General features: G+C 38.4%; 21 protein-coding genes and 4 tRNA genes. 14 read left to right on the top strand and 11 right to left on the bottom strand.

Annotated features, from left to right (window positions below; all coding sequences use genetic code 11):
* Positions 1-146 precede the first annotated feature (146 nt).
* Positions 147-1,148, bottom strand: coding sequence for a DUF2785 domain-containing protein (locus A3Q33_RS15395; protein WP_196797976.1), 1,002 nt, complete (start codon positions 1,146-1,148; stop codon positions 147-149).
* Positions 1,149-1,368: 220 nt separating this feature from the next.
* Here A3Q33_RS15395 and A3Q33_RS15390 point away from each other — a divergent pair, with 220 nt between their 5' ends.
* The gene (locus A3Q33_RS15390) at positions 1,369-2,310 is read left to right on the top strand and encodes an alpha/beta fold hydrolase (RefSeq protein ID WP_081180706.1); all 942 of its coding nucleotides are present in this window, start codon (positions 1,369-1,371) and stop codon (positions 2,308-2,310) included.
* 100 nt (positions 2,311-2,410) lie between these two features.
* The gene (locus A3Q33_RS15385; RefSeq protein WP_081180705.1) at positions 2,411-3,454 is read left to right on the top strand and encodes an energy transducer TonB; all 1,044 of its coding nucleotides are present in this window, start codon (positions 2,411-2,413) and stop codon (positions 3,452-3,454) included.
* A gap of 32 nt (positions 3,455-3,486) precedes the next feature.
* On the opposite strand, the gene A3Q33_RS15380 is transcribed toward A3Q33_RS15385, so the two are convergent.
* Together A3Q33_RS15380 and A3Q33_RS15375 are read right to left on the bottom strand one after the other, a co-directional pair.
* Positions 3,487-3,834, bottom strand: a complete 348-nt coding sequence (locus A3Q33_RS15380; protein WP_081180704.1) for a DUF3718 domain-containing protein — start codon at positions 3,832-3,834, stop codon at positions 3,487-3,489.
* 424 nt (positions 3,835-4,258) lie between these two features.
* Positions 4,259-4,819, bottom strand: a complete 561-nt coding sequence (locus A3Q33_RS15375) for a DUF4136 domain-containing protein (protein ID WP_081180703.1) — start codon at positions 4,817-4,819, stop codon at positions 4,259-4,261.
* A 564-nt stretch (positions 4,820-5,383) separates the two neighbouring features.
* Here A3Q33_RS15375 and A3Q33_RS15370 point away from each other — a divergent pair.
* Both A3Q33_RS15370 and ilvN read left to right on the top strand, forming a co-directional pair.
* Positions 5,384-7,108, top strand: a complete 1,725-nt coding sequence (locus A3Q33_RS15370; RefSeq protein ID WP_081180702.1) for an acetolactate synthase 3 large subunit — start codon at positions 5,384-5,386, stop codon at positions 7,106-7,108.
* Positions 7,108-7,611: an acetolactate synthase small subunit gene (gene ilvN / locus A3Q33_RS15365; RefSeq protein ID WP_081180701.1), complete on the top strand. Its 504-nt coding sequence runs from the start codon at positions 7,108-7,110 to the stop codon at positions 7,609-7,611. Before A3Q33_RS15370 ends, ilvN begins: the two co-directional genes overlap by 1 nt.
* Positions 7,612-7,712: 101 nt before the next feature.
* Here ilvN and A3Q33_RS15360 read toward each other — a convergent pair whose 3' ends face one another.
* Genes A3Q33_RS15360 through rlmKL form a run of 4 tightly spaced genes read right to left on the bottom strand, consistent with a single transcriptional unit; the run spans position 7,713 to position 13,786 of the window.
* On the bottom strand, positions 7,713-9,485 hold the full coding sequence (locus A3Q33_RS15360; RefSeq protein WP_081182667.1) for a DUF3466 family protein: 1,773 nt from the start codon (positions 9,483-9,485) through the stop codon (positions 7,713-7,715).
* A gap of 25 nt (positions 9,486-9,510) precedes the next feature.
* Positions 9,511-11,421, bottom strand: coding sequence for an ATP-binding cassette ATPase Uup (gene uup / locus A3Q33_RS15355; protein WP_081180700.1), 1,911 nt, complete (start codon positions 11,419-11,421; stop codon positions 9,511-9,513).
* Between the two features lie 3 nt (positions 11,422-11,424).
* The gene (locus A3Q33_RS15350) at positions 11,425-11,655 is read right to left on the bottom strand and encodes a glutaredoxin family protein (protein ID WP_081180699.1); all 231 of its coding nucleotides are present in this window, start codon (positions 11,653-11,655) and stop codon (positions 11,425-11,427) included.
* Position 11,656: 1 nt separating this feature from the next.
* Positions 11,657-13,786, bottom strand: coding sequence for a bifunctional 23S rRNA (guanine(2069)-N(7))-methyltransferase RlmK/23S rRNA (guanine(2445)-N(2))-methyltransferase RlmL (rlmKL, locus tag A3Q33_RS15345; protein WP_081180698.1), 2,130 nt, complete (start codon positions 13,784-13,786; stop codon positions 11,657-11,659).
* Between the two features lie 324 nt (positions 13,787-14,110).
* Between rlmKL and A3Q33_RS15340 the strand changes: the two genes are divergently transcribed.
* From A3Q33_RS15340 to A3Q33_RS15300, 9 genes are all read left to right on the top strand, one after another.
* Positions 14,111-14,187 (top strand) — tRNA-Met (locus A3Q33_RS15340).
* 206 nt (positions 14,188-14,393) lie between these two features.
* Positions 14,394-14,470 (top strand) — tRNA-Met (locus A3Q33_RS15335).
* Between the two features lie 183 nt (positions 14,471-14,653).
* Positions 14,654-14,730 (top strand) — tRNA-Met (locus A3Q33_RS15330).
* A gap of 205 nt (positions 14,731-14,935) precedes the next feature.
* Positions 14,936-15,012, top strand: a tRNA-Met gene (locus A3Q33_RS15325).
* A 385-nt stretch (positions 15,013-15,397) separates the two neighbouring features.
* Complete coding sequence (gene moaC / locus A3Q33_RS15320) at positions 15,398-15,889, top strand: cyclic pyranopterin monophosphate synthase MoaC (RefSeq protein WP_081180697.1); 492 nt, start codon at positions 15,398-15,400, stop codon at positions 15,887-15,889.
* An 11-nt stretch (positions 15,890-15,900) separates the two neighbouring features.
* A complete protein-coding gene (moaD, locus tag A3Q33_RS15315) occupies positions 15,901-16,149 on the top strand; it encodes a molybdopterin converting factor subunit 1 (RefSeq protein ID WP_081180696.1) in 249 nt (82 codons plus the stop codon).
* 1 nt (position 16,150) lies between these two features.
* Positions 16,151-16,621, top strand: a complete 471-nt coding sequence (moaE, locus tag A3Q33_RS15310) for a molybdopterin synthase catalytic subunit MoaE (RefSeq protein WP_081180695.1) — start codon at positions 16,151-16,153, stop codon at positions 16,619-16,621.
* A gap of 16 nt (positions 16,622-16,637) precedes the next feature.
* Complete coding sequence (locus tag A3Q33_RS15305; RefSeq protein ID WP_081180694.1) at positions 16,638-16,844, top strand: DUF1653 domain-containing protein; 207 nt, start codon at positions 16,638-16,640, stop codon at positions 16,842-16,844.
* Between the two features lie 401 nt (positions 16,845-17,245).
* A complete protein-coding gene (locus A3Q33_RS15300) occupies positions 17,246-18,169 on the top strand; it encodes a tetratricopeptide repeat protein (protein ID WP_081180693.1) in 924 nt (307 codons plus the stop codon).
* Here the strand turns inward: A3Q33_RS15300 and A3Q33_RS15295 are convergent.
* Positions 18,166-19,143 carry an NAD(P)H-quinone oxidoreductase gene (locus A3Q33_RS15295; RefSeq protein WP_081180692.1) on the bottom strand — a complete coding sequence of 326 codons (978 nt, stop codon included), beginning with the start codon at positions 19,141-19,143 and terminating at the stop codon, positions 18,166-18,168. The genes A3Q33_RS15300 and A3Q33_RS15295 overlap by 4 nt on opposite strands.
* Positions 19,144-19,240: 97 nt before the next feature.
* On the bottom strand, positions 19,241-19,510 hold the full coding sequence (locus A3Q33_RS15290; RefSeq protein WP_081180691.1) for an acylphosphatase: 270 nt from the start codon (positions 19,508-19,510) through the stop codon (positions 19,241-19,243).
* Between the two features lie 158 nt (positions 19,511-19,668).
* On the opposite strand from A3Q33_RS15290, the gene A3Q33_RS15285 reads away from it, so the two are divergent.
* Positions 19,669-20,859: a class I SAM-dependent methyltransferase gene (locus A3Q33_RS15285; protein WP_081180690.1), complete on the top strand. Its 1,191-nt coding sequence runs from the start codon at positions 19,669-19,671 to the stop codon at positions 20,857-20,859.
* A gap of 88 nt (positions 20,860-20,947) precedes the next feature.
* On the opposite strand, the gene A3Q33_RS15280 is transcribed toward A3Q33_RS15285, so the two are convergent.
* Together A3Q33_RS15280 and hrpA are read right to left on the bottom strand one after the other, a co-directional pair.
* Positions 20,948-21,247 (bottom strand): PilZ domain-containing protein, encoded by a 300-nt coding sequence (locus A3Q33_RS15280; RefSeq protein WP_081180689.1) that lies wholly within the window; start codon positions 21,245-21,247, stop codon positions 20,948-20,950.
* Positions 21,248-21,326: 79 nt separating this feature from the next.
* Positions 21,327-25,328, bottom strand: a complete 4,002-nt coding sequence (gene hrpA / locus A3Q33_RS15275) for an ATP-dependent RNA helicase HrpA (RefSeq protein ID WP_502687193.1) — start codon at positions 25,326-25,328, stop codon at positions 21,327-21,329.
* Positions 25,329-25,430: the final 102 nt, after the last annotated feature.

Genomic DNA, 25,430 nt, shown 5'->3' with positions numbered 1-25,430 from the left:
TCGCGAAATATATCCTCACTTATGCGCTTAAAGCACGATTTATGCGCTTTATTTTGGATATTATCGAGTAAAGTTGCCACCTGTTTTATTTAAGCTATGACACGATAAATATAAAATGAAGACGTTTTTAAGACTAAAGGTCTATTTTATGGCAAATTATCAAAGGCATTGACTAATGCTGGTTTTAGCATTTTCAGTTTTTCATTATTACTATCGGCTATTGAGGCAAATACCGCGCCTAAAAACGCACGCGCATTGTGCAGCTGAGCTAAGCCTTGTTGGCTGGTGTAGACTTGTTGCCAACTTTTAAGCGGACTTGGAGTGATGTAACGCTGTAACCAGCGCTGCCAATCTTGTTCACTGTGCTGATTTTTCAGTAGAATATAAAGCAGCGCTGTAGACAAACGTTCAGGTTCGCCATAAATATAAAAGTGCGTATTTTTCGCAAGCACCTGCTCTCCTATGGCATTTAACATCTGGGTTAACTGCGCTTTATTAATTGCTGGGTTTAAGGCTAATTGGAGAAATATATCAGCAGTATGTGCGACATTATGTCGCCAACCAATGACTTCATCGAAACCACGATAATCATTGGTATTGCTCATGAAAGCTGTGCTTTTTGACACCAATAAGTCTCGTTGCTCTAGATTTAAGTAAGGCGATTTTCGATCAACACGTGCTAATTCAACTAACACTAATGCGACAAAGGGCTGATAAACATCATTTTCGTCATTTGTTTCAGCGCCAAAGTTTTCAATTAAAGTTGTAAACATTAACTGATGTACATCACGGGATAATTTATCTCCCCTCAACCATTTTGAAAGACCAGCAAAGGCGACACCATCACGAATTTCAGGTTGTGGGATAGCCAAGCAATGTAATAATTGCATGGCCAATTCAGCACGTTCCAACTCATTTTCAATGATAAAGTTCTGCTCAGCTAAGCCGAGTAATTTTTGCTTATTCCATTTAGCCGAATAACACTGCTGGGCAATACTATTCGCATTAACATGGTCACTTTCTGTATTTACTTGCGTCTTTGCTGTACTCACTTGCGTCAATACAATACTCAATATAAAAGCGACTATTGATTTATTAAAGATTGCTTTACTAAACATTAATTTACTAAACATGGACTTACTAAACATTGACATACCTTGTAGTATTTTTTCGAATCATAAAGTCATCTGTATCATAATGACGTCGAATGACCTTATAAACGGATTTTATTATTAGTATTTGGCTAAAACTCAGGCAGTTACCATAATATCCTGGGTTAATTTATTCAACAATTCTTATAAACAACATTCACAACCGTTAAGTAAGTTGATATCTTACTTACACGAAATAATGAGTAGATAAAAACCAATGTCTGAATGTTCATCTTCCAAAAGCATGCCACTCTCTAGCCCTCTTGAGCTTGAAAACATTGAACAATGGCAGCAAAAATCTAACAGTCAAATGACGGTTAATGGCTATTACCGGGCGGGAGCTAAAAATGCTAATCGTATCCACTTACTGCACGGAACAGGCTTTTCAGCCATGACCTTAGCGGCTATGGCTTCACAATTCCCGCAAGACTGGTCAATTTGGTTAACCGATGTCCCTGGACATGGTGGTTCAACACAGCCAACGACAAAAATGCCCAACTGGCCAAAAATGGCAAATACTATCGCAGATGCTATTTATCAGCAGGCCAATGTAAAAGAAAATGGCCCATTGATTGGCATTGGTCACTCAATGGGCGGAGTTTTAACACTCTTTGCGGCCGTTAAATATCCTGATTTATTCAGTGAAATTATTTTGTTAGACCCCGTATTATTTCAAACTGAAATGATTATCGCGCAGCAACTAATGCGTGCAACAGGAACATGGCGACAAAGAGCATTAGTAAAATCGGTTGCTAATCGAAATGCAACATGGTCAAGTTTAGCGGCCATGAAAGAAAGTATTGCCAATAAATCTTTTTATAAAAGCTGGCATCCACAAGTGATCAGCGATTATTGTGAATCTTCCTCAAATACACGTCAGGATAATTCTGTACAACTTAACTGTCAGCCAAGTTGGGAAGCTTCCATTTTCGGCTCTTACCCAAAAGGATTATGGCGAGCAATATACAAAGTTGATATTCCGGTAGAAATATTAATAGCAAAGAAAAGTTATTTCTTCATTCCGAAAGCCGTTAAAAGAGCCTCAAAAATCAATCATATTATACAATGGCAGACCTTTGGTCAGCATCATTGTTTTCCGATGGAAGAGCCGATAGAAACAGCGAAAAAAATTACTGATTTAATTAACTCGTACAGCTAAATTCAGTCGCTAAATAAAACTAGGTTATAGATTACAAATCAGCATGTAAAATGTTATAAATGTGTTAATTAAAATTAATAATACTTACACGGATGTTCAAATGAACAAAACGATTGTTAAATTCCTGCCCGTAATGTTGCTTTGCAATAGTGTTTCCGCTTTTGAGCTGTCTCAGCACCTTAGTACATCCACTGAACCTACGCCTAAAGTTAGAGTTGAGCCCCGATATCCGGTAGATGCCGCTAGAAACGGTCGTGAAGGTTGGGCTAGATTTAGTTTTATCATTGAAAAAGACGGTAGTGTTTCTAATGTAATAACACAAGAAACATCGGGCAGTAAAGACATCACCCTCGCGGCTAAAAAAGCAATAATGAAGTGGCAATATCAGCCAGCAATGGAAAATGGCGAGCCAATACAGCAATGCGCTAACAGTGTGCAACTTAGCTTTAAGATGCATAAACAAAAAAACGGAACTAATGGGGCAACTAAACGCTTTAGAAGCTTATATAACAAGACAAAATCCGCCTTAGCAGAAAAAGATTATGCCGAAGTAAAGCAACTGTTAGCCAAATTTGAGAAGATAAAGTATATGCATTTATCTGAAAATAATTTTTTACAATTACTTAGTGCGCAATATGCGAGTGACATAGATGACCCAGCCCTACAACTTTCTCATCTAAATAAAGTCCTGTTTTCTTCAGATCCCGAGAATAACCAACAGCTAGTATCTTTACTTAAGCAGAAGTTCATTTTACAAATAAAATTAAACCAATTAAAAGCAGCATACAGCACATTCAATTACCTTAAAAAAATTGCGGGTGATGAAACTTATTTAGCTGATTACCAAGTGCTAATAGAACGTATGGACGAGTTTGTTGAGTCAGAAAAAGCGCTTGTGGTGAGTGGCGATATTCGCAGTAATGATTATTGGCGCTATGCACTCGTGCGAAATGAATTCACCCTGAGCAATATCACCGGAAAGTTAACTAAGATGGATATTCGATGTGCGAATAAACGCCACGTTTATTCCATAGAAAGCAACAACACATGGACAATCCCAGATACTTGGCAACAATGTAATGTCTATATTTTTGGTGAGAACAACACGACATTCAATCTCGTTGAACATCCATTTAAAACTTAGATGAGACACATTAACTCAAGCGCGTATTAGCATTAATTTATACGTGCTTTCGCTAGCTCAGCTAATTGTGGGGATAAACTGATTAAATTTTCTAATTCACTTGCTATAACAGCTTTGGGGAGTTTTTTAATCAGAAGTTGACCAATTTCGTTGGCATTTTTTTTCGCAGCAAAAACCAATATATTATCGTTGTCGCAACTCACGTCCTTAAACACATTGCGCAATTTTAACCGGTTTGATTTAAGTAGTTTTCTTAAGCGCCCTTTCTCATCAACTGCAACGTATTCACATATACTGCTAGCTAAATTAGCACTCTGGCTTGCAGGCACGTAAACCAACCAAGCGAATGCTGCGAAAGTCATAAAAATTAGTGGTTTCATATATCCCTCACTTTTATCGATAAAACACTTATACCAATTGAAATAAATAATCGATCATTTTAAGGCGGTTTAAATCGTCAATAACTGCGTTGTTTTCAATCACACACGCCCGCTATTACTCGACAATTGCTCCTGCATTGTTCTACTTACGGGCATCCATGCCCTAATCAATCAAACGCCTTGCCTGCAGGCATGCAGGTACTTATGTTTAGTCTGGAACAATAAACATGTATTCTTGAACAATTTATCCTCGCTTAAAATTGGTCAATAACTTATTACATTTGGTATTATACAAATTAACACCAAGTTGATTAATATTAGCTCCGAATAGAAAATATACATGGTGATTGATAAATTAAATTTATTAAAAACAAAAAAGCGCTGATAGTCTGCGCTTTAAAAATGCTTTATTTAACTCTCTAGCCTAAAACTGCGCAACAACCTGCTCAACGACCATTTTAATCGCTTTACTTGGGTTATCTTGTTCAGAAGTCTTAAGACGTTTTACGGCCCAACCATGCCATACAGGCTGGTGGCTTTTCACATCATATACATCTATCGCTAATTTTCCTTCAGTATAATTACGCATACGCGTATCAGAACCCATGCCTATGCCACCGTAGTAACTATGTCCCCACATAAAGCTAGTGCGATACATAACAGGTAAAGAATCAACTTTAACTTTATCTCTACTACCCATAGTATATGAAATTGTAAAGTCAGCCTGCTCTGCTTCTTTAACTAATTGGTAGCCTTTGGCGATAAAAGCCTGTTCAATGGCGTTATCAATTCTAACTTTCATTACTGGATTAGCATCAACAGACTCGGCTAGCGCCTTTGTCTCATTAAGCCACGCGAATGTTTTATAATGCGATGTAGTTATCTCACTATTGCGATCAAAGTCAACTCTAGCTTGTTGCGTTGATACACAGCCGGCCATTGCACTGACAAGTGCTAACATTATGATTAGTTTATTTTTTAACATAAATCCTTCCATATAACTTTGAGGTGTTTAAAACTTGTTATAACAGCCTATCATAAATACGTTAATAAGCTGTTGAAAAATGTAACGACTTCACGTTATTAGACAGAGTTAGACAGAATAAAAAACAATTACAGTCAGTTTTCATATAAAGCCTATCTTAAAATATCGCTACAGGTGGTAACAAGTTCAACGCTCAATTTGAATAACTTAACTTATCTACTGAATAACGCATATCTCATTATATGACCAGACAAACGTTAAATTAATGACAAAATTATATCTTGAGCTATAACAAATAATAAATACTTATAAATAATTACTAACTTTTCATTGACAGTTATAGCTAAACCCCTTAAAACTGTAGCTATTACTTTTTACACAATATTTTAATATGAACTTCGTAAACACGCTTTTATCTCTCCTCGTTGTCGTCTTGGTCTTAAAACCAAAGCGTGGTCGATATTGTGTGTAAAAATAAAGTAAAAATATAAACAATAAACCCTCGCTCTGAAAAGAACGGGGGTTTTTTTATCGCTATTTATCGATTTATTAAAGGGATTACATATGACAAAAGAGCTATTCTCAGGTGCTGAACTGGTAGTAAAAACCTTGGCAGCACTTAAGGTAAAATACTTGTTTGGCTATCCAGGCGGAACAGTATTAGACATTTATGATGCACTGTTTCGACAAGACGATGTAGAGCACATACTCGTTCGTCATGAACAAGCGGCAACACATATGGCAGATGGTTTTGCTCGCGCTACAGGCGAAGTCGGTGTTGTGTTAGCAACATCAGGTCCTGGTGCAACTAATTGCATTACTGGAATAGCTACAGCCTACATGGACTCCATACCGATGGTCGTGCTATCAGGCCAAGTGCCAACGGGTTTGATCGGTGACGACGCATTTCAAGAAACCGATATTGTGGGTTGCTCGCGCCCAATTGTAAAACATAGCTTTAACTGTCGTAGTGTTGTCGATATTCCAAACACTATCGCAAAAGCATTTTATATCGCCAGTACAGGTCGACCTGGCCCGGTTGTTATCGAGCTACCCAAAGATATTTTAATGCCACAATTTACCGCTGAGTTTGTCTTTAACTCAGAAGTAAACATGCGCTCATACAACCCAACCGTAAAGGGCCATCATCGTCAAATTAAGAAAGCGGTTCAAGCGATAACAAAAGCAAAACGTCTAGTTATATACGCTGGTGGCGGCGTTATAATAGCTAATGCTGCTGAGTTACTGACCGAATTAGTAGAAAAGCTCAATGCGCCGATTACCAATACCTTGATGGGCTTAGGCGCCATATCAGGTTTGCATGATAATTTCATTGGTATGTTAGGTATGCACGGTAGCCTAGAAGCCAATAAGGCCATGGCTAATGCTGATGTAATTCTCGCTTTAGGGGCAAGGTTTGATGACCGTGTCACCAACAATGTTAAAAAATTCTGCCCTGATGCGACTATTGTGCATGTTGATATAGATCCAACTTCAATATCTAAAACCATCAATGCTCATATTCCTGTAGTGGGTTTACTCGATATTGTCATTAAACAGTTACTTGATGAGTTGGAAGAGAAGCAATTTAGTGTAAACCAAGAAGTAAACCAAACATGGTGGCAACAAATTGCACAATGGCGAGCGGTTAATAGTGTTAGCTATGAACAAACTGATGGAAAGATAAAGCCGCAACGTGTTATTGAGTCGATGTATAAAGCAACCAAAGGTGAAGCCTATGTATGCTCTGATGTTGGACAACACCAAATGTTTGCCGCGCAATACTACCCTTTTGCTAAGCCTCGCCAATGGATAAACTCTGGCGGCTTAGGCACTATGGGGTTTGGTTTACCCGCCGCTATGGGCGTAAAATTAGCCTTCCCTGATAGCCATGTTATTTGTATTACTGGCGATGGTTCAATTCAAATGAACATTCAAGAGCTATCGACTTGTTTACAATATAACTTACCTGTGGTCATTATTTCATTGAATAATCGTTCTTTAGGTATGGTGCGCCAATGGCAAGACATGGTTTATGGGGGACGCCATTCTTCTTCTTATATGGAATCGTTACCTGATTTTGTAAAATTAGCAGAGTCTTATGGTCATGTTGGAATGCAAATTAATAACCTTGATGAATTAGACGAAAAGATACAAGAGGCATTTAATATTAAAAACCGCCTGGTTTTTGTTGATGTCTTAGTTGATGAAAATGAGCATGTATATCCGATGCAAATACGTACCGGCGCAATTGATGAAATGTGGATTAAAAAAGGAGTTAAAGCCTAATGCGCAGAATTTTAGCGATATTATTAGAGAACGAGGCAGGATCACTTTCACGCATTGTCGGATTGTTTTCTCAACGAGCATTTAATATTGAAAGTTTAACCGTTGCCCCCACTGAAGATGACAGTTTGTCTCGTATTACGATAGTCACCAAAGGTAACGATAAAATACTTGAACAGATAGTAAAACAAGTAAACAAGCTCATCGATGTCATTAAAATTACTGACTTAACTGAGCGCAGTCATGTAGAGCGCGAATTACTGTTAATTAAAGTGCTAGCAATGAATGAAAAGTCACGCAGTGAAGTCATGCGTATAACCGATATTTTTAGAGGTTCTATCATAGATATTGGCAAACAAGTTTATACCATTCAATTGACGGGCAACGCAGAAAAAATCAATGCTTTTATTTGCACTCTCGCCAATGAAACAGAAATTATTGAGTCGGTCAGATCTGGCTGTGTTGGTATTGCTCGAGGTGAGAAAGCCTTAAGAATTAAACAATAATATTGATTTTAAATTCTCCAAAATACTATAAAGCCAGCTAAAAGCTGGCTTTATTTTTATCTATATTTGATGATCGAATGGTTTAATAGCAAGTTGATTAATTAGCTAACTCGCTTAGTAAATCTGCGACGTAAGCCTACAAGCATTAACAATAAAACACTGCTTAAGCCAAAGCCTGCACCTTGTCTTTCAACTTTCTCTTCAACGGCGCTACAGTTTTCAATTTCACCCGGTATAGGCTCTAATGTCACAGCGCGAACCACATCTTCAAATTGCTGTTCACCTTTATCATCAAGCATTAAAACACCTTTTGAATCACGGCGAGGTACTCTGATCAATGCAGTTGCAGAAATTTCATTCTGGTCATTAATATCACGTGCTTCAATAATAGTATAATCACTGTCACAGGCTATATAGTCATTTAGATCAGTAAAAGCTTTACTGGTAATATCGTAGATAAAACCATGGGTTCTTCTTGGTGTACTGCTATTGTCGTTATGCGTTTCAACTTCACCCTCTCCGACTATTTTACCATCTTCATTTATCGCACGAGCGGTACTTGAACTACCCGTAAAAAAGTCAGTTGGTAAAATCATTTCCATCGTTTCAGCATTGGTATCAACATGGTAGAACTTAGTTCTCTGATTACCATTAACAAACGTATTAACATGCCCTATAGCGATACCAGCATCATTAATATCATAAGCACGTGAATCAAAGTATTTACCATGGTCATCAGTAAAGTCAGTAACTTGACCGTCTTTATAAACTACGGCATATAAACTGCGTTGTTCGGTTGCACTTGGATCAGTTTCATTCTCATCGACCCAACCATGAGCGTACCCAACAGCTACACCTTGATTATTAACGGCTTGGGCATAGTTTTCATATTCACGAACATCATCAACATGCGGAGTAACTAACTGCCCTAATATTTCCGAGGTAATAATGCCTTGCTCATCAATCGTCCACTTTATTGCTTCAGTATTATAGATGTCTTCAATAACTTGTTGTACACAAGCCTTAAATGGCAAGTCATCAAGTACGTCAGGGTCAGCACAGCCACCAGTTTCGTCAGCAAAAAAATCTAAGGCATTCTGATCAATACTGGTACTAGCATAACCAACCGCAAAGTGAGATTCACTAATGTCTAATATGGCTGATTCACCACCAAAGCGTTGTTCTTCAGGTAAGTCTGTCTCACTAGGTGGAATGACTTCAGTAATACTTGCACCACCGTCTGAAGAGAAAAAGCCACGTGTAGTAAAATCACGCAACCAGTGTGTTACTTCTTCTCCATCACTTTGAGTGAAGTCCAGCGGCAAGTAAGGTGCAGATGCAGTACCGTATACCCAACCTTCGTTGGTAATACCACTTATGTACTCTTTTGTAGAACGGGTATAAATATCAGTCCCGGTAAACTTTTCATCAAAAACATTAAAGAGCTCAGTTTGACCATTAAAATTGGTCATTGCAAAAATGTCGCCAACTTCCTGATAAAGACTATTACCGGCTCTTGCTTTTAGATACCTAATTACCCATGAAAGATCATTCGCGGTTGGGTTTCCTGCGCGCAGAGCAGTCTCATCTTCAATATTCAATAAGTCATGAACACCTTCATGGCTTATATTAGCTAAGGTGACTATACCGTTAAAGTCGTCTTCATCTAGATATTGAAACTGAACCGGAAAATTATAGATATCAGTGCCTGAAATAGCAGCTTCACCATTATTATTTTCTTGTTGTGAATAGGTGTATTTTAATGAGGAAACATTACCTTTATCAATAACTTGGTATGTTGCTGCATTAACCGCGGATAGTCCTAATGCACTAGTGATACCTAATGCTAAAATTGATTTTACAAATTTGTTCATGTAACTACTAAACTCACTTTCGTTATTAATCATCTAATTCTTGCCATCTAGCGTAGGCAACTTCGAGTTTGGACTCACTTAGGGCTAACTGGTTCAATATTTTATTACTTTGCTCTTGGCTTTGGCTAAAAAAGTCAGCTTGATTCACTTTTTCTTGTAATTGTGCAATTAAATTTTCCAGCTCATCAATTTGCCCAGGTAGCTCTTCTAGCTCTTTTTTTTCTTTAAATGAGCGTTTTTTCTTTGCCGGTGTAGCGACTTTATTCTCAGCCTTTACCACTTTATCATTTGCGTTAGCTTTAACAACTGGCTTTGCCATCGCTTGGCGTTGTTTATCTTTATGTTCAAGATAACTATCAACATCATCATAACCACCAACAATTTGTGTAATGTGACCGCTGCCATCAAAGTACAAGCAACTACTAACACAATTATTAACAAAGTCGCGATCATGGCTCACTAAAATAACCGTTCCTGCGTAATTTGCAACGACTTCTTCTAATAACTCTAATGTTTCAATATCCAAATCATTAGTTGGCTCATCCAGAATCAATAAATTACTTGGGCGTAAAAACAAGCGAGCGAGCAACAAACGATTCTTTTCACCACCAGATAATGCTCTAACTGGAGTACGTGCACGTTTCGGGCTAAACAGAAAGTCTTGCAAGTAACCTAATACATGTCTTGGTTTGCCATTTACTACGACTTCTTGCTTACCTTCACCCACAATTTCTTGTACAGTTTTCTTAAGATCAAGCGCATCGCGATGTTGATCGAAATAGGCAATATCTAAATTAACCCCTGAACGCATTTTTCCACTCGTTGCTTCTAGGTTACCCATAATCATCTTGATTAGCGTAGATTTACCCGTACCGTTAGCACCAATAAATGCAATGCGATCATTTCGAGTGATTAATAAATCTAAATCTTTGATGATAACCTTGTCGTCAAACGCGATAGTTAAATCTTCGGCTTCAAAGACCAATTTACCTGAGCGATCGCCTTGAGTAATATTCATCGTGCTTTGATTGCGTACTTCACGACGAGCTTGACGTTCACCTCTCAGTTTCTCAAGAGCTCTTACTCGACCTTCGTTACGAGTGCGTCGCGCTTTTACACCTTGTCTGATCCAAACTTCTTCTTCAGCTAATTTCTTATCAAATAATGAGTTTTGCTGTGACTCTACCTGCAAGTCATGCGCTTTTTGTTCTATATATAAGTCATAATTACCTGGGTAGCTTTTCAAAACACCGCGATCAAGATCGATAATACGCGTTGAAACGCCACGAATAAATGCTCTATCATGACTAATAAACAGTATGGTACCGGCAAAGTCTTTTAAAAATGACTCTAACCATAAAACACTTTTAATATCTAAATGGTTGGTAGGCTCATCAAGCAGTAAAATATCAGGTGCAGTCACTAAGGCTTTAGCTAACGCTAACTTACGTAACCAACCACCTGACAGATCGCAAATTTTATCATCTGGATTCAACGCTAAAGTCGTCATCACTTGTTCGATACGCTGCTCATCCTGCCAAGCGTTAGCCACTTCAAGTTGTTCTTGAATCGTGGCCATTTTAGTGAGGTTTTTTTCTGATGGATCTTCAGTAACGTCATGAATAATCGCATGATAACGCTTAATTAAATCAGCATTTTCCTTTACGCCTTGGGCGATAAAATCAAAAACACTGATATCAGAAGATTCTGGTGGATCTTGTTCCAACATAGCAACTTGCATAGTGTTAGATTTAAGTACTTGTCCGTCATCTAAGGTTTGAAAACCCATTAATACTTTCATTAATGTCGATTTTCCAGCACCATTTCTACCGACCAAACAAATTCGTTCGCCTGTTTGTACACTTAAGTCTGCTTTATCTAAGACTTTGTCTTCACCAAAGGCTAATTCACCTTGGGAAATACGAATTAATTCCATAAACTACAATAACTCCAAAATTTGTTTCTGTTCAAATGGCCAAAATAATTTTTTTTGGTCCGAAAGACGTTCTAATACCGGAATGTGAACACGATACAGCTTGACTAATTTATCGTCATCAATAATATCAACCTCACGCACTTCTGCTGCAGGCATTGCTGATAAACATAATGCCAAAGCGTCTTCACATAAATGACAGCCTTCTGTGCCATAAAGATTAAATTTTACTGACATGCTAGCTCGCCTTACGCTTGATCAACCAACTGTTGTGAATATGCTTGTTACGTTGAAAGTCTTTATCTCGTGTTTTATCGCTCAACTCTTGCACGTTCAAACCTAAAGCAGCGATAGCATCAAAGTCCATTTTAAAATTACGCTTATTATTGGTAAAAATTAACTCACCACCTTCAGCAAGTGAATTCACCCCGTCAGTGATTAAACTCACGTGGTCACGTTGCACGTCAAAACTTTCGCCCATACGTTTTGAATTGGAAAAAGTCGGTGGGTCAATAAACACCACATCAAACTTTTGCTCATTCTTCTTCAGCCACTGTAAACAATCTGCTTGAATAAAGTCATATTTATGACCACTAAGATTGTTCAATACAAAATTGTCTTGTGCCCAACTTAAATAGGTATTCGACATATCAACCGTTGTTACCGTATCCGCGCCATGCAATGCAGCTTGCAAAGAAACTGAACCGGTATAAGCAAATAGGTTTAATAATGATTTGCCTGTGGATTTTTTCGCTACTATTTGACGAGTTTTACGGTGATCTAAAAACAGTCCTGTATCTAAGTAATCCCAAAGGTTCACTTTTAATTTCGCGCCGTATTCATGCACAACCATAGACTTTTTGGTTTGCTCAACACGTTGGTACTGTTCTTTACCTTTTTGTTTAGCTCGGGTTTTAATAATCACTTTATCCGTAGGAACGCCAAGCACTTTCGGCGCGAAGTAAACCACTTCTTGTAATCTTTTAGCAACTTTTTCTGGTTCAATAATAGCCGGCGCTGTGTATTCGTGAATAACAAGGTGGTCGCCATAAACATCGACAGCAACATTATATTCAGGAATATCGGCATCATATAAGCGATAACACTCAATGTTTTCTTGCTTAAGCCAGCTTTTTAAATTCTTTTTATTTTTCAATAAGCGATTACCAAAATCTGAGTCTTTTTGCTCAAATTCAGCATTAACATTACTGCTTGATACTTGCTTGTCATCTAAATTATAAAGTGCAAATTGGCAATCTAGCGGACCGTTTTTAAACTTGTAGCGCTTTAAAGTCACCATTTTCATCATGGCTAACAATTCAACATTGGCCGTTAAAACAGCTATGCGCCAATTAACAAATTGTGCTTTAAACGTCTGCCCTAACAAGGCAAAGCTTTCTACTAGTTCAGGGAGTTCACCTATTCGTTCACCGTAAGGCGGGTTGAATAAAATCGCCCCTTTTGGTCCAAAGCCATTTTTCATATCATTGGCATTTTTACAAGAAAACTCGATAAATCGTTGCACGCCAGCATTTTTAGCATTTTGCTGAGCAGTTTTTAATACTCTGCTATCAAGGTCAACACCAAAAACTTTAGCTTTGAGTTGAGTTAAACCGACATGCGATTGCTCAATGGCTGCAGACTTTGCTGCTTTCCAGGCTTCAGGTTGATGTCCTAACCAAAAATCAAAACCCCATTGTGCTCTATCAATACCCGGTGCGTAGCCAGCTGCCATTAATACAGCCTCAATAACTATGGTGCCAGAACCACACATAGGATCGACTAAAGGTTTAGTTGTGTCGTCTAACCAACCAGAGCGGGTAATAATGGCTGCCGCTAAATGTTCTTTCAATGGTGCGGCACCTGAATGCTCTCGGTAACCACGTTTGAATAAGCTACGCCCAGAAAAGTCTAAATAAATAACAACTTTTTGCTTTAATAAGCGCGCTTGAAAACTTATCTGTGGCGCGGACTTATCTACTGACGGACGTTCTTGGTTTAAATCCCGAAAATGGTCAACAACAGCATCTTTAACCGTTAAAGCACCAAACTGACTGTTTCGAATTTCATCACTGGTACCCACGAAATCGATAGCAAAGGTATTATCTACCGAAAATAGTTCAGACCAATTTATAGACTTTGCAACCGCATAGAGTTCATCTTTATTGGTCGCATCTCCTTCACCCAACTTTAAAAGTATGCGCGTTGATAAGCGAGAGCGCAGACAAATGTGATAAGCATGCTCGATAGTTGAATTAAAATAAACACCTTCAGGCTTTTGAACAACTTGTTCGGCTTTCAAATCTTTAAGTTCTTGCGCCAGTAATATTTCTATACCTGGAGAGGTTAATGCTAAAAATTGCTGCATATAGGATTTCCAATCTAATTTATGCCGCGATTATAAACAAAGACACGTTCTACTTATAGGCATTTTACAAATTAGCGCCAACTATCTATTAAGTTATGCCGTTTTATTTTGAATTTTGTCAAATTCTAGCTAATTGCCTGAATTCCGAGTCATTCAAGAGTAAAAAAACAACAAGTAGAAAATAAATCAAATTAATAGCTAAAATAAACTTAAAACAGGTTGCAAATCAGATGATGTATCCTTATTATACGCCTCGCTTTGAAGAGGCAAGTTATTGCACCTTAGAAGCATTCTTTAAGTTAGAATTAAAACAAACTAATCGGACGCGGGATGGAGCAGTCTGGTAGCTCGTCGGGCTCATAACCCGAAGGTCGTAGGTTCAAATCCTGCTCCCGCAACCAATTCTTAAGTTTGAATTAAAACAACTTGGCTTGTCTAATTTATTAGACCATTCGGACGCGGGATGGAACAGTCTAAAAGTTCAACCTCGTCGGGCTGTTTTTAAAGTAATAGCCAAAGGTCGTAGATTCAAACCCTACTTCCACAATAAATTCTTAAGTTTGAATTAAAACAACTTGGTCTATCTAGTTTATTTAGATATTTCGGACGCGGGATGGAGCAGTCTGGTAGCTCGTCGGGCTCATAACCCGAAGGTCGTAGGTTCAAATCCTGCTCCCGCAACCAATTCTTAAGTTTGAATTAAAACAACTTGGCTTGTCTAATTTAATTAGACCATTCGGACGCGGGATGGAGCAGTCTAAAAGTTCAACCTCGTCGGGCTGCTTTTTATAATTAGCCGAAGGTCGTAGATTCAAACCCTACTTCCACAACCAATTCTTAAGTTAGAATCAAAACAAACTAATCGGACGCGGGATGGAGCAGTCTGGTAGCTCGTCGGGCTCATAACCCGAAGGTCGTAGGTTCAAATCCTGCTCCCGCAACCAATTCTTAAGTTTGAATTAAAACAACTTGGCTTGCCTATTAATTTAGGCCATTCGGACGCGGGATGGAGCAGTCTAAAAGTTCAACCTCGTCGGGCTGTTTTTAAAGTAATAGCCAAAGGTCGTAGATTCAAACCCTACTTCCACAATAAATTCTTAAGTTTGAATTAAAACAACTTGGCTTGCCTATTAATTTAGGCCATTCGGACGCGGGATGGAGCAGTCTGGTAGCTCGTCGGGCTCATAACCCGAAGGTCGTAGGTTCAAATCCTGCTCCCGCAACCAATTCTTTTAGAATGAATAAAACAACTTCAAAACTCAACCTCTTCGGGCTACTCTTTATAAATAGCCGAAAGTCGTAGGTTCAATTCTGCTTCCGCAACCAATTTATATTCTTATATACTTCTCTAAAAAATTAGCATACCACTTTAAATTCACCTTAAAAAATCCTTTTAAACACACTATAGCTTTATACCTACTCTTTTAGCACTTCAACTTCACAAGCTCATTCTACTTCTAAAAATATCTTTCTGATCGCCTTAAAATAAAAATCGAATATATATCTTAATTTAAATCTCTAAATAGTCTCTAAGTCAGCGCTAAGATAATGTAATATAAACGGTGTATTTACAAAAAGCTGAATAGCTAACTATGAAGAGATTATTTTTTGATGAGCAACGAATTTACTCACATTAATGCCGATGGCGATGCCCACATGGTAGACGTTACCGAAAAAAAAGTTACTGAGCGTACTGCCATTGCTCAAGCTTATATTGAAATGTCAGCGCAAACTTTAGCGATGATTGTTGAAGGTAAGCACCACAAAGGTGATGTTTTTGCTACTGCAAGAATTGCCGGCATCATGGCAGCAAAAAAAACCAGTGAACTAATTCCCCTTTGTCATCCGCTTATGCTGACAAAAATCGAAGTCGATATAGTGGCTGAGCCTATACAAAATCGCGTTAAAATTACCGCACTTTGTAAACTTTCAGGTAAAACCGGTGTTGAAATGGAAGCATTAACTGCCGCTTCAACAGCAGCCCTTACCATTTACGACATGTGTAAAGCCGTACAAAAAGATATGATAATTACTAATATCCATTTATGTGAAAAACAAGGTGGAAAATCGGGCAGTTACTTTCACCAGCCTACAACGAATTAATGGAGCTAATAATGATAAACGTATTGTTTTTTGCTCGCCTACGCGAACAATTATCAACAGACAGTTTACAAATTTCGATATCAGAAGATATGACCACAGAGCATATTCGTCAGCAACTCGCTAACACCGACGATTTATGGGCTGAGGTTATGACCGCTGATAGCTTACTTGTTGCCGTTAACCAGCAGATCACTGACTGGTCACATAACGTTAATGAGGGTGACGAAGTTGCCTTTTTTCCTCCAGTTACCGGCGGCTAATATGATTTACGTACAACAGAACGATTTTGTCGTTGCCGATGAATATCAAAAACTCGCCACTGACAACCAAGATGGTGCTGTAGTCACTTTTGTCGGTAAAGTCAGGGATTTTAACGAGGGGTTGGGTGTCCAAGGCTTATCTTTAGAACACTACCCTGGCATGACAGAAAAAGTATTGAGTAACCTAGAGACTGAAGCTCGCGAACATTGGCCATTGAATAAAGTAACTATTATTCATCGCGTTGGCGACTTAAAACTTGGTGAACAAATTGTTTTTATTGGTGTAACCAGTCCACATCGTAAAGCCGCCTTTGCTGCTTGCGAATTTCTTATCGACTTTTTGAAAACTAAAGCACCGTTTTGGAAAAAAGAGCTGACCACGCAAGGCAGTAAATGGTTAGACGCCAAAGCCAGTGATGATGAGATTTCACAGCAATGGTCGAAAAAAATAACTAACAAACTAACAAGCTAACAATATTGAGATATACATGCTTAAGATCGGACGGTATCAACATTTTAAAGGTAACTTTTACCAAGTATTACATTTAGCAACACACAGCGAAACAGAAGAAGCGATGGTTGTTTATCAACCTGAATACGGTGAACGAGCAATTTGGGTTAGGCCACTGACGATGTTTGATGAAACCATTGAAAGAGATGGAAAGTTAATTAAGCGCTTTAAATATGTAGGTTAAATACTTATATCAGAAGCAAAACCATGTAAAATGCGATATATCACGCCGCTAGATATTTGTTCTAACTCCCCCTACTTCTGAAAACTTTAGAAAGAAGCGAAACTCACATAAATTCGTTTTAGCCTTATCGGACGCTGGCCAAATTGCAATTTTTCGCTTCCTAACTCCCCTATAAAACCAAGCTCTTGAGACTCTTGGTTACGGCACATAGCCTTTGCAGTTGATTCAATTGAATTATTGTAGTGGCATAGTTAATGTAGCCATCATTTGAGTAATTTTAATATTAAACTTAAAGGTGTTAAGGTTATTGAGTTCACGAACAAAAAGTATACTTTTTTTAGCAAAAATGTGGCTTGCCAATGGAGCTATACCAGAGCAATTAAAATTTATAAGGATATAACATGGTTAAAGTAAATGCGTTAAAGAATAGTATTGAACAGGAAGATAAGCGACTTTCGGCATCAACTTTTTTAACCTTGTTTCAACAGCTTATTTTTACAAAAAAATCCTTATTAATCCCTGTATTATTATGTATAGCCTATTACAGCTACTATGTCGTTTATAAATCCTATCAGGAAAAACAACAAACCCTTGAAATAATAGCGACACCAAAAATTAATGATATTTATTTTCTTGATTTTCGACTTCTGAGCGACAAATTAAGACCTAATGAAAAATATCGCCTTGCCAAGGTAGTTGATATAACTGGTGATATTATTACTTTAACTTATGGCGGTTTTTATTATCCCAGCCACCATGCAGCCATTAATAGTATTTACTATGGTCAATTAACTTATGTAGACTATTTCGAAGCTAAACGCTTTGATTATAAGCACCAACAAATTCAACAAAAATTAAATACCGGTGCTATTTATCAGGCCATGCGCCCAGTGCGCGATAAACTTTTAGGGCAGCATGTAAGCCCTGCGCAAAGAAAGCTTCGCAGTAGTAATTTTGTACCTGGGCGAAGAGATAATTTATCAGGTGAAGCTTTTCTTAATGAGCGTTTCAGTGAAACTAACTTACAACAAGCATTTGAGTTATTTACTAAATCAGCAAACTTTGGTTTCGCCAAAGGGCAACTAAACCTAGCTGAAATGTATATCAATGGTCAATACATAGAGAAAGATCTTAATAAAGCACTTTATTGGCTGAATCAGGCTTCATTACAAAGCCATAAAACCGCTATTTTAAAATATGAAATTATTTGTAAACAGGTGTCCAGTTGCCAAATATATGACTTTTTTCAGAACTTAATTGCAGCCGGAGTTAATGTTAAAGTGAGAGAATTAGACACCAAGTTTACCGTCGATAATCCGCGTTAACACTGTTCGTCGATGGTTAATACTATTTTACCAATATTTTCATTATTTAACATAACATGATGAGCAACTTCTACTTCTTGCCAACTATATTGTTTATAAATAACCGGACTGATTGAACCTATTTCAAGGCATTGATAAAAATCATCAATAAAGGCGTTAATTAGTTTGGTTTTATAATCATTACTTCGACTACGTAATGTAGTAGCGTGAATATTGACTCGTTTGACGAGCATTTTAGCCACATCGATATTTTCTGCAAAACGGCCGCCAAGCATTGAAAGCATAACGATATGACCATCTAAGGCACACACGCTAATATTTTTATTTACATACTCACCCGCAACCACATCTAAAATAACATCAAAGTTCTGCGCTTTTTGTTTTGCCCAATCAACAAAATCAGTTTGTTGATAATTTATCGCGTCATCAGCACCTAATGCTTTACAGGCATCTGCTTTATCTTCATTGCCAACTGTAACGGTAACGGTGCAATTTAAGTATTTTGCGAGCTGAATAGCCGCAGTACCTACGCCACTGGCCCCTGCATGGATCAGCACTTTCGCTTTGGGTTGTAAGTTAGCGATAGTAAATAAACATTGATAAGCGGTTAAAAAAACTTCCGCCATTGCCGCGCCTTGAGCATAAGTAAAATTTTCAGGCAGTTTTATTAAGTGAGCGGTTTTCACTTTAACGTATTGTGCGTAAGCGCCGCCGGGAACAATAGCGAAAACCTTGTCGCCAATACTCCAGCTAGATTGTTGCTCGCCAATAGCGACTAACTCACCACAAGCTTCAATACCAAGAATAGTAGACTCGCCTGGCGGTGGTGGATAACTGCCTTGCTTTTGTAAAATATCAGCGCGATTAACCCCAATAGCCCTGACTTTGATGAGACATTCGTCGTCACCTATTACTGGCTTTTCAACTTCATCAAAACTTAACTGCTGTTGTTCATTAATAGCTATATAACGCAATTTACTTCCTTTTTATATACTGATGTTTCAATGGGTATTTTGCCTTATTTAGCTTTAAATACCAATGAGATAAAATTTACTACAATTGATATTATACTTAGCTAATCGCAAAAAAGTGATGCTCTTGCCATGGCACTTTTTGCACGTCAATATTATCAACCTCCGCTTCAGGAGGGCCTTGCTCGAGCCACTTTATCATTTTTTCTATGTTTTTCTCTTCACCACACATCAGTACTTCAACACCACCGTTAGTTAAATTACGCGCATATCCGCTTAAGCTATACTCAATGGCAATTTGCTGGCTAGAAGCCCGAAAATAAACGCCTTGAACCCTGCCGCTGACATGCGCCATGTAACTTACATTCATAATATTCCACCTTAATATGCGTTTCTTGTTATTGTTATTTTTAACTTTCATTCCCATCCGAATGCTGAAATGAAAAATAGTTAAAATAGAACATTGCACCCTAGTCTTGCATTGACTAAACTCGCGCAATTATTATTGTTAATTATAAGTATAGGCCTATGTCAGCAAGAATTTATTTAAAAGTTGCTCGTGAGAAATCATTACGCAGGAAACATCCTTGGATTTTTTCACAAGCAATCAACAAAATTAAAGGTAACCCTTTACTTGGTGATACAGTCGATGTCTTTGATAATAAAGGTAATTGGCTTGCTAAAGGCGCTTATTCCCCTGAATCTCAAATTAGAATTCGTGTTTGGAGTTTTGATATTGATGAAGAAATTGATAGCAATTTTTTTCGTAATAAATTGTTAAGCGCTCAAAAAAGACGCGATTGGTTCATCGAAAAAGGCGGCTTAACGGGTTATAGACTCATTGCAGGCGAGTCTGACGGCCTCCCCGGTATTACTATAGATAAATACGACGACTTTATTGTTTGCCAATTACTTAGCGCCGGAGCAGACTTTCACCGCTATACCTTAGTTGAGTGTCTTAAAGCGCTCTACCCGGGTTGTCATATCTATGAGCGCTCAGATGTTGACGTACGTAAAAAAGAAGGCTTAGAACCCGTAACAGGCTGGTTAACAGAGCCACAAGAATCAACCGAATGTATTATTGAAGAACACGGCATTAAAATTCATGTTGATGTTGCCCAAGGCCACAAAACTGGCTTTTATTTAGATCAACGTGAATCTAGACTTGCCGCTGGTAAATATGCCAAAGATAAGTCGGTATTAAACTGCTTCTCATATACGGGTACGTTTGCCCTGCATTGTGCAGCAGGTGGTGCTAAAGAAGTCATTAATGTTGATGTTTCAGAATCGGCACTTGACCTAGCAAAGAAAAACGTTGAACTTAATAACTTAAGTGATAAAGATATTTCATTCGTTAAAGCAGATGTTTTTAAATTATTACGTCAGTACCGTGAAGAAAAACGCACATTTGATATGATCATTCTCGACCCACCTAAGTTTGTTGAATCAAAAGCTCAACTCACGGGTGCTTGTCGTGGTTATAAAGATATCAACATGTTAGCAATGCAGTTACTTAAGCCCAATGGCATATTGTTAACTTTTTCTTGCTCTGGTTTGATGGAATCTAACTTATTTCAAAAAGTGGTTGCCGATGCGGCATTAGATGCGAAAAGAAATGCATATTTTGTTGATAGACTGCATCAAGCTGCCGATCATCCAGTGTCGTCTAATTACCCAGAAGGTTATTACCTAAAAGGCCTGGTTTGCCAAGTTGAATAGCTTACTGGTATAAATTTCAGTTGTAGCTAGTTTATGTTGCTAGCTACAGCTATGTCACATCACTCATGAAAAATTAATCAATAATGACTTAATCAATTTCAGTGATATTAACGCCAATCAAATAACAGTTTGCGCTCTCTTCAGTTACTCTAACCACTTTGCCTTTTGCATCTAATGGTTGCACAGCACTGTTAGCCGACTGAACACTGATACGCACCGCTGTATTCATTTCTATTGGGTGCTCCATTTCAATCGCGATCCCTGTCGCACTTAAGTCACGACACGTAGCTGAAACTTTACTATTAGCTTCATCGTCAATAATGGTCACGGTTACTTCACTGTTTAACATCATGCGATAAAAGTTGCGCTTGTCATCGTAATTAACCATTACTACTCCAATGTTTTATTATAGTTTGTATTACTTATACTAATCGTGACCATCACTGTCAAATCATTGTGCCTTGAAATTATGCATTTTCTTTTAGGTAGTTCAATACCCGCTTAGCTGAGATTGGAAACGGTGTTTTCAAGTTTTGCGCGAAAAGTGATACTCGCAACTCTTCAATCATCCAGTATCCCTGCACTAATGCTTTACTTAAAGGCTGTCCTTTGGGTTGTTGAGCAACAACAGCATCTAACGCTTTTTGTACTTTTTCAACCTCTATCATTTTCAATCGGTCTTGATTTGGGTCTATTTGTAATTTCTCTAAACGTCGTAGCATAGCGGTTAAGTACCGAGCAATATCATCTAAACGTTGATATCCTGCTTTAGTAATAAAGCCTTTAAAAACTAGAGTCTCTAACTGGCTTTTAATATCGCCTTGCGACTGCACTACATTTAACGACATTTTACCTTTCATTTTTTTACGTACATCATGCGCTAAACTTAATACGCGTTCGACTTTAATCGCGGCACTTAATACACAATCAGCAATTTCGGCACGAACATATTCTTTGCAAGCATCAAACTCAGCTTGAGCGCGCGGTAAATCACCGTATTCGTTGACTAAAAATTGGCAGCCCGCAACAATACAGTCATCCAGTAAATCGTTTATAGAGCCAAAAGGATTGAAATACAGCCCTAATTTAGCTTTATTAGGTAACTTCTCCTGCAAATATTTTAGTGGTGAAGGTATGTTCAATAATATAAGTCGGCTAACACCATCAAGCATGGCTTGTTCAGCTAAGCTCTCATGCTCAAAGAGCTCAATTGCAACTGACTTATTTTTATCAACTAACGCAGGAAAGGCCTTTATAGTGATATTCGCGACTTTCTTCTCGTAGCTTTTGGGTAAGTTTTTAAAATCCCATTGCGCAATATCGCTGCGCTCAATGCCTTTATCAGCCACCTTTTTAATCGACGCTTGTACCCTGCCTTGCAAGCTATCTTTTAACTCATCAAGGTTACGCCCTTCTTTAAGTAACTTGCCATGCTCATTAACAATTTTAAAATTCATTAATAAATGCGGCACAAGCTCTGCGCCTTGCCAAGCATCTTCAGGTAACCGCACTCCCGTCATTCTTAATAACTGTTTTTCAAGCGCAGCGGCTAACGTTATGTCGGTGTTAGATATTGCCGCTAAACAGGCTTCAGCATAGTTTGGCGCGGGTACAAAGTTACGTCTTAATGACTTAGGTAAGCTTCTGATCAGTGCCGTAATTAGCTCAAGTCGCAAAGCAGGAATCAACCAATCAAAACCGGTGTTTTCTACTTGGTTTAAAATACCTACGGGTATCATGACGCTAATACCGTCATCTGCATCACCTGGGCTAAAATGATAACTAAGCGGTAGTGTTAAACTGCCTTGTTGCCAAGTCTCAGGATATTCATTAGCCGATAATTTAACCGCGCTTTCTTTTAACAAAAAGGCTTTGGTAAAGTTTAATAGCTTAGCATCAGATTGTTTTTGCTTTTTCCACCAAGCTAAAAAGCTGCGCTGACAAATAGCAGTTTCAGGCAATTTTTCATTATAGAAGTCAACTAACTGCTGTTCTTCAATCAAGAAATCTTTGCGTCGAGCTTTTTGTTCTAAGACTTCAATTTCATCAACCAGTTGGCGATTTTCTTTTAAAAATGCTTCTTTAATCGTACTTTCGCCGTTAACTAAAGCTTCACGGATAAATATTTCACGACAAGTGTCAGGTTCAATTTTATTAAAGTTAACACTGCGCTTACCTACAATAATCAGGCCGTAGAGTGTTACTTGTTCAAACGCCATTACAGCGCCCTGCTTCTTCTCCCAGTGTGGCTCGCTGTAGCTGCGTTTAACTAGGTGTGGTGCTAATGGCTCAAGCCATAGCGGGTCAATTTTAGCGGCCATACGAGCAAATAAACGGCTAGTTTCAACTAACTCTGCTGCCATTAACCATTTAGGCGATTTTTTAGCGAGGGCTGAGCCTGGGAAGATAAAAAACTTACTGCCGCGAGCGCCTTTGTACTCTCTATTTTCATCTTGCTGACCTAAATGGCTCAACAAACCTGACAAAATAGCTTGATGCACAATATCTAAATTCGAATTAGTGGCATTTTTTTCAGCTTCTTCTGATAAGTCCAATTCGATACGGCTCATCGGAATTTTTAACTCTCGCAACGAATGCGTTAACTGGCTATAAATATCCTGCCATTCACGAATACGCACATACGACAAAAACTCTTTCTGACACAAGCGGCGAAATTGATTATTTGTTAAAAGCTTCTGCTGTTCTTCAACATAGCTCCACAGTTTTAATAAACCAACAAAGTCTGATTGTTTGTTTTTAAATCGACCATGTTTTTCATCTGCTGCTTGTTGTTTTTCATGCGGACGTTCACGTGGGTCTTGAATACTTAAAGCACTAACAATAATAAATATTTGTTCAATACAGCCTAAATCTGCTGCGGTTAAAATCATTTTGGCTAAACGCGGGTCAATAGGAAATTTAGATAACGAGCGTCCTATTGGTGTTAACTTAACCCGAGTTGAATCGGCATCAATTGCGGCTAGCTCTTCTAATAATTTTACACCGTCATTAATATTACGGTTATCTGGTGGCTGTACAAACGGAAAGTCGGCAATTTCGCCTAAGTCTAAGGCTAGCATTTGCAATATAACGGTCGCTAGGTTTGTACGAAGTATTTCAGGGTCGGTAAATTCAGGACGATTTAAAAAGTCATCTTCTGCATAAAGGCGAATACAAACACCTGAAGACACACGACCACAACGACCGGCTCGCTGATTTGCACTGGCTTGTGAAATGGCTTCAATAGGCAAACGTTGTACTTTAGTGCGATAACTGTAGCGCGAAATCCTTGCTGTGCCTGGGTCGATAACGTATTTAATACCGGGCACCGTCAAACTTGTTTCGGCAACGTTAGTGGCTAAAACTATGTTACGGCCGCTATGTGGTTTAAATATTAAGTTTTGTTCGGCAACCGTTAATCGAGAATATAACGGCAACACATTGGTATGGCGTAAATTAGCTTTTTCTAATGCTCGTGCGGTATCTCTAATTTCTCGTTCACCGTTAAGAAAAACCAATATATCGCCATCACTTTCTGAACCACGGTTTTCCGAACTAAGCTCATCAACGGCATTAAGAATGCCGGAAATAATATCTGCATCACTGTCACTGTCTTCGTTTAGTTCATTCAGTGGACGATAGCGCATTTCAACCGGGAATGTTCTGCCAGACACTTCAATAATTGGCGCAGGAACACCGGTGGCACTGGCAAAATGTTGAGCAAATTTTTCAGGGTCAATCGTCGCCGAGGTAATAATAACTTTTAGATCTGGGCGTTTAGGCAATATTTGGCGTAAATAACCGAGAATAAAATCAATATTTAAACTACGCTCATGCGCTTCATCAATAATTAACGTGTCGTATTGGCGTAACAAGCGATCTTTTTGCATTTCAGCAAGCAAAATACCGTCGGTCATTAGTTTAATATAACTTTGTTCACCCACTTGGTCGTTAAAGCGAACTTTATAACCTACCGCGTCGCCTAACTTGGTGTTTAGCTCATCTGCAATTCGGTTTGCTACCGTTCTTGCTGCAATTCGGCGCGGCTGTGTATGACCAATAATACCGTCGATACCGCGGCCAAGCTGTAAACATATTTTTGGAATTTGAGTCGTTTTACCTGAGCCAGTTTCACCCGCAATAATCACCACTTGGTTTTCAGCAATAGCTTTGGCAATAACATCAACATTTTGTGAAACCGGCAAGCCTTCTGGGTAACTTACTTTAGGTAAATTAGCCAGGCGAAGTTGCTTATTGGCTATCGATTGCTCGATCGACTTAGCTATTTGCTGCAAGGATTTCTCTTGCTTACTTTGGTCAGTTATTTTTTTAACGCCCAATAAGCGGTTTCTAATACGCGCTTTGTCAGATAACTTAACCTGATCTAAAAGATCAAAAAGTGACTTTAACGTGACGTTTTTATTAGCTTTATTAATTGCATTAGCATTTGCGGGGATTGCAGTGGACAAAAGAGACTCAAAACAGATAACAAAAAAGCCAGTTTAACAGGTAAACAATGGCAAATGAATACGCACAGTCCTTGAAAGTGTCAGTTTGTTATTATTATGTTC

Origin of the sequence: Colwellia sp. PAMC 21821 (assembly GCF_002077175.1) — a bacterium.
Lineage (GTDB): Bacteria > Pseudomonadota > Gammaproteobacteria > Enterobacterales > Alteromonadaceae > Cognaticolwellia.
Note: the sequence above shows the minus strand (reverse complement) of the source record. Positions and strands in the feature narration are given on the sequence as shown.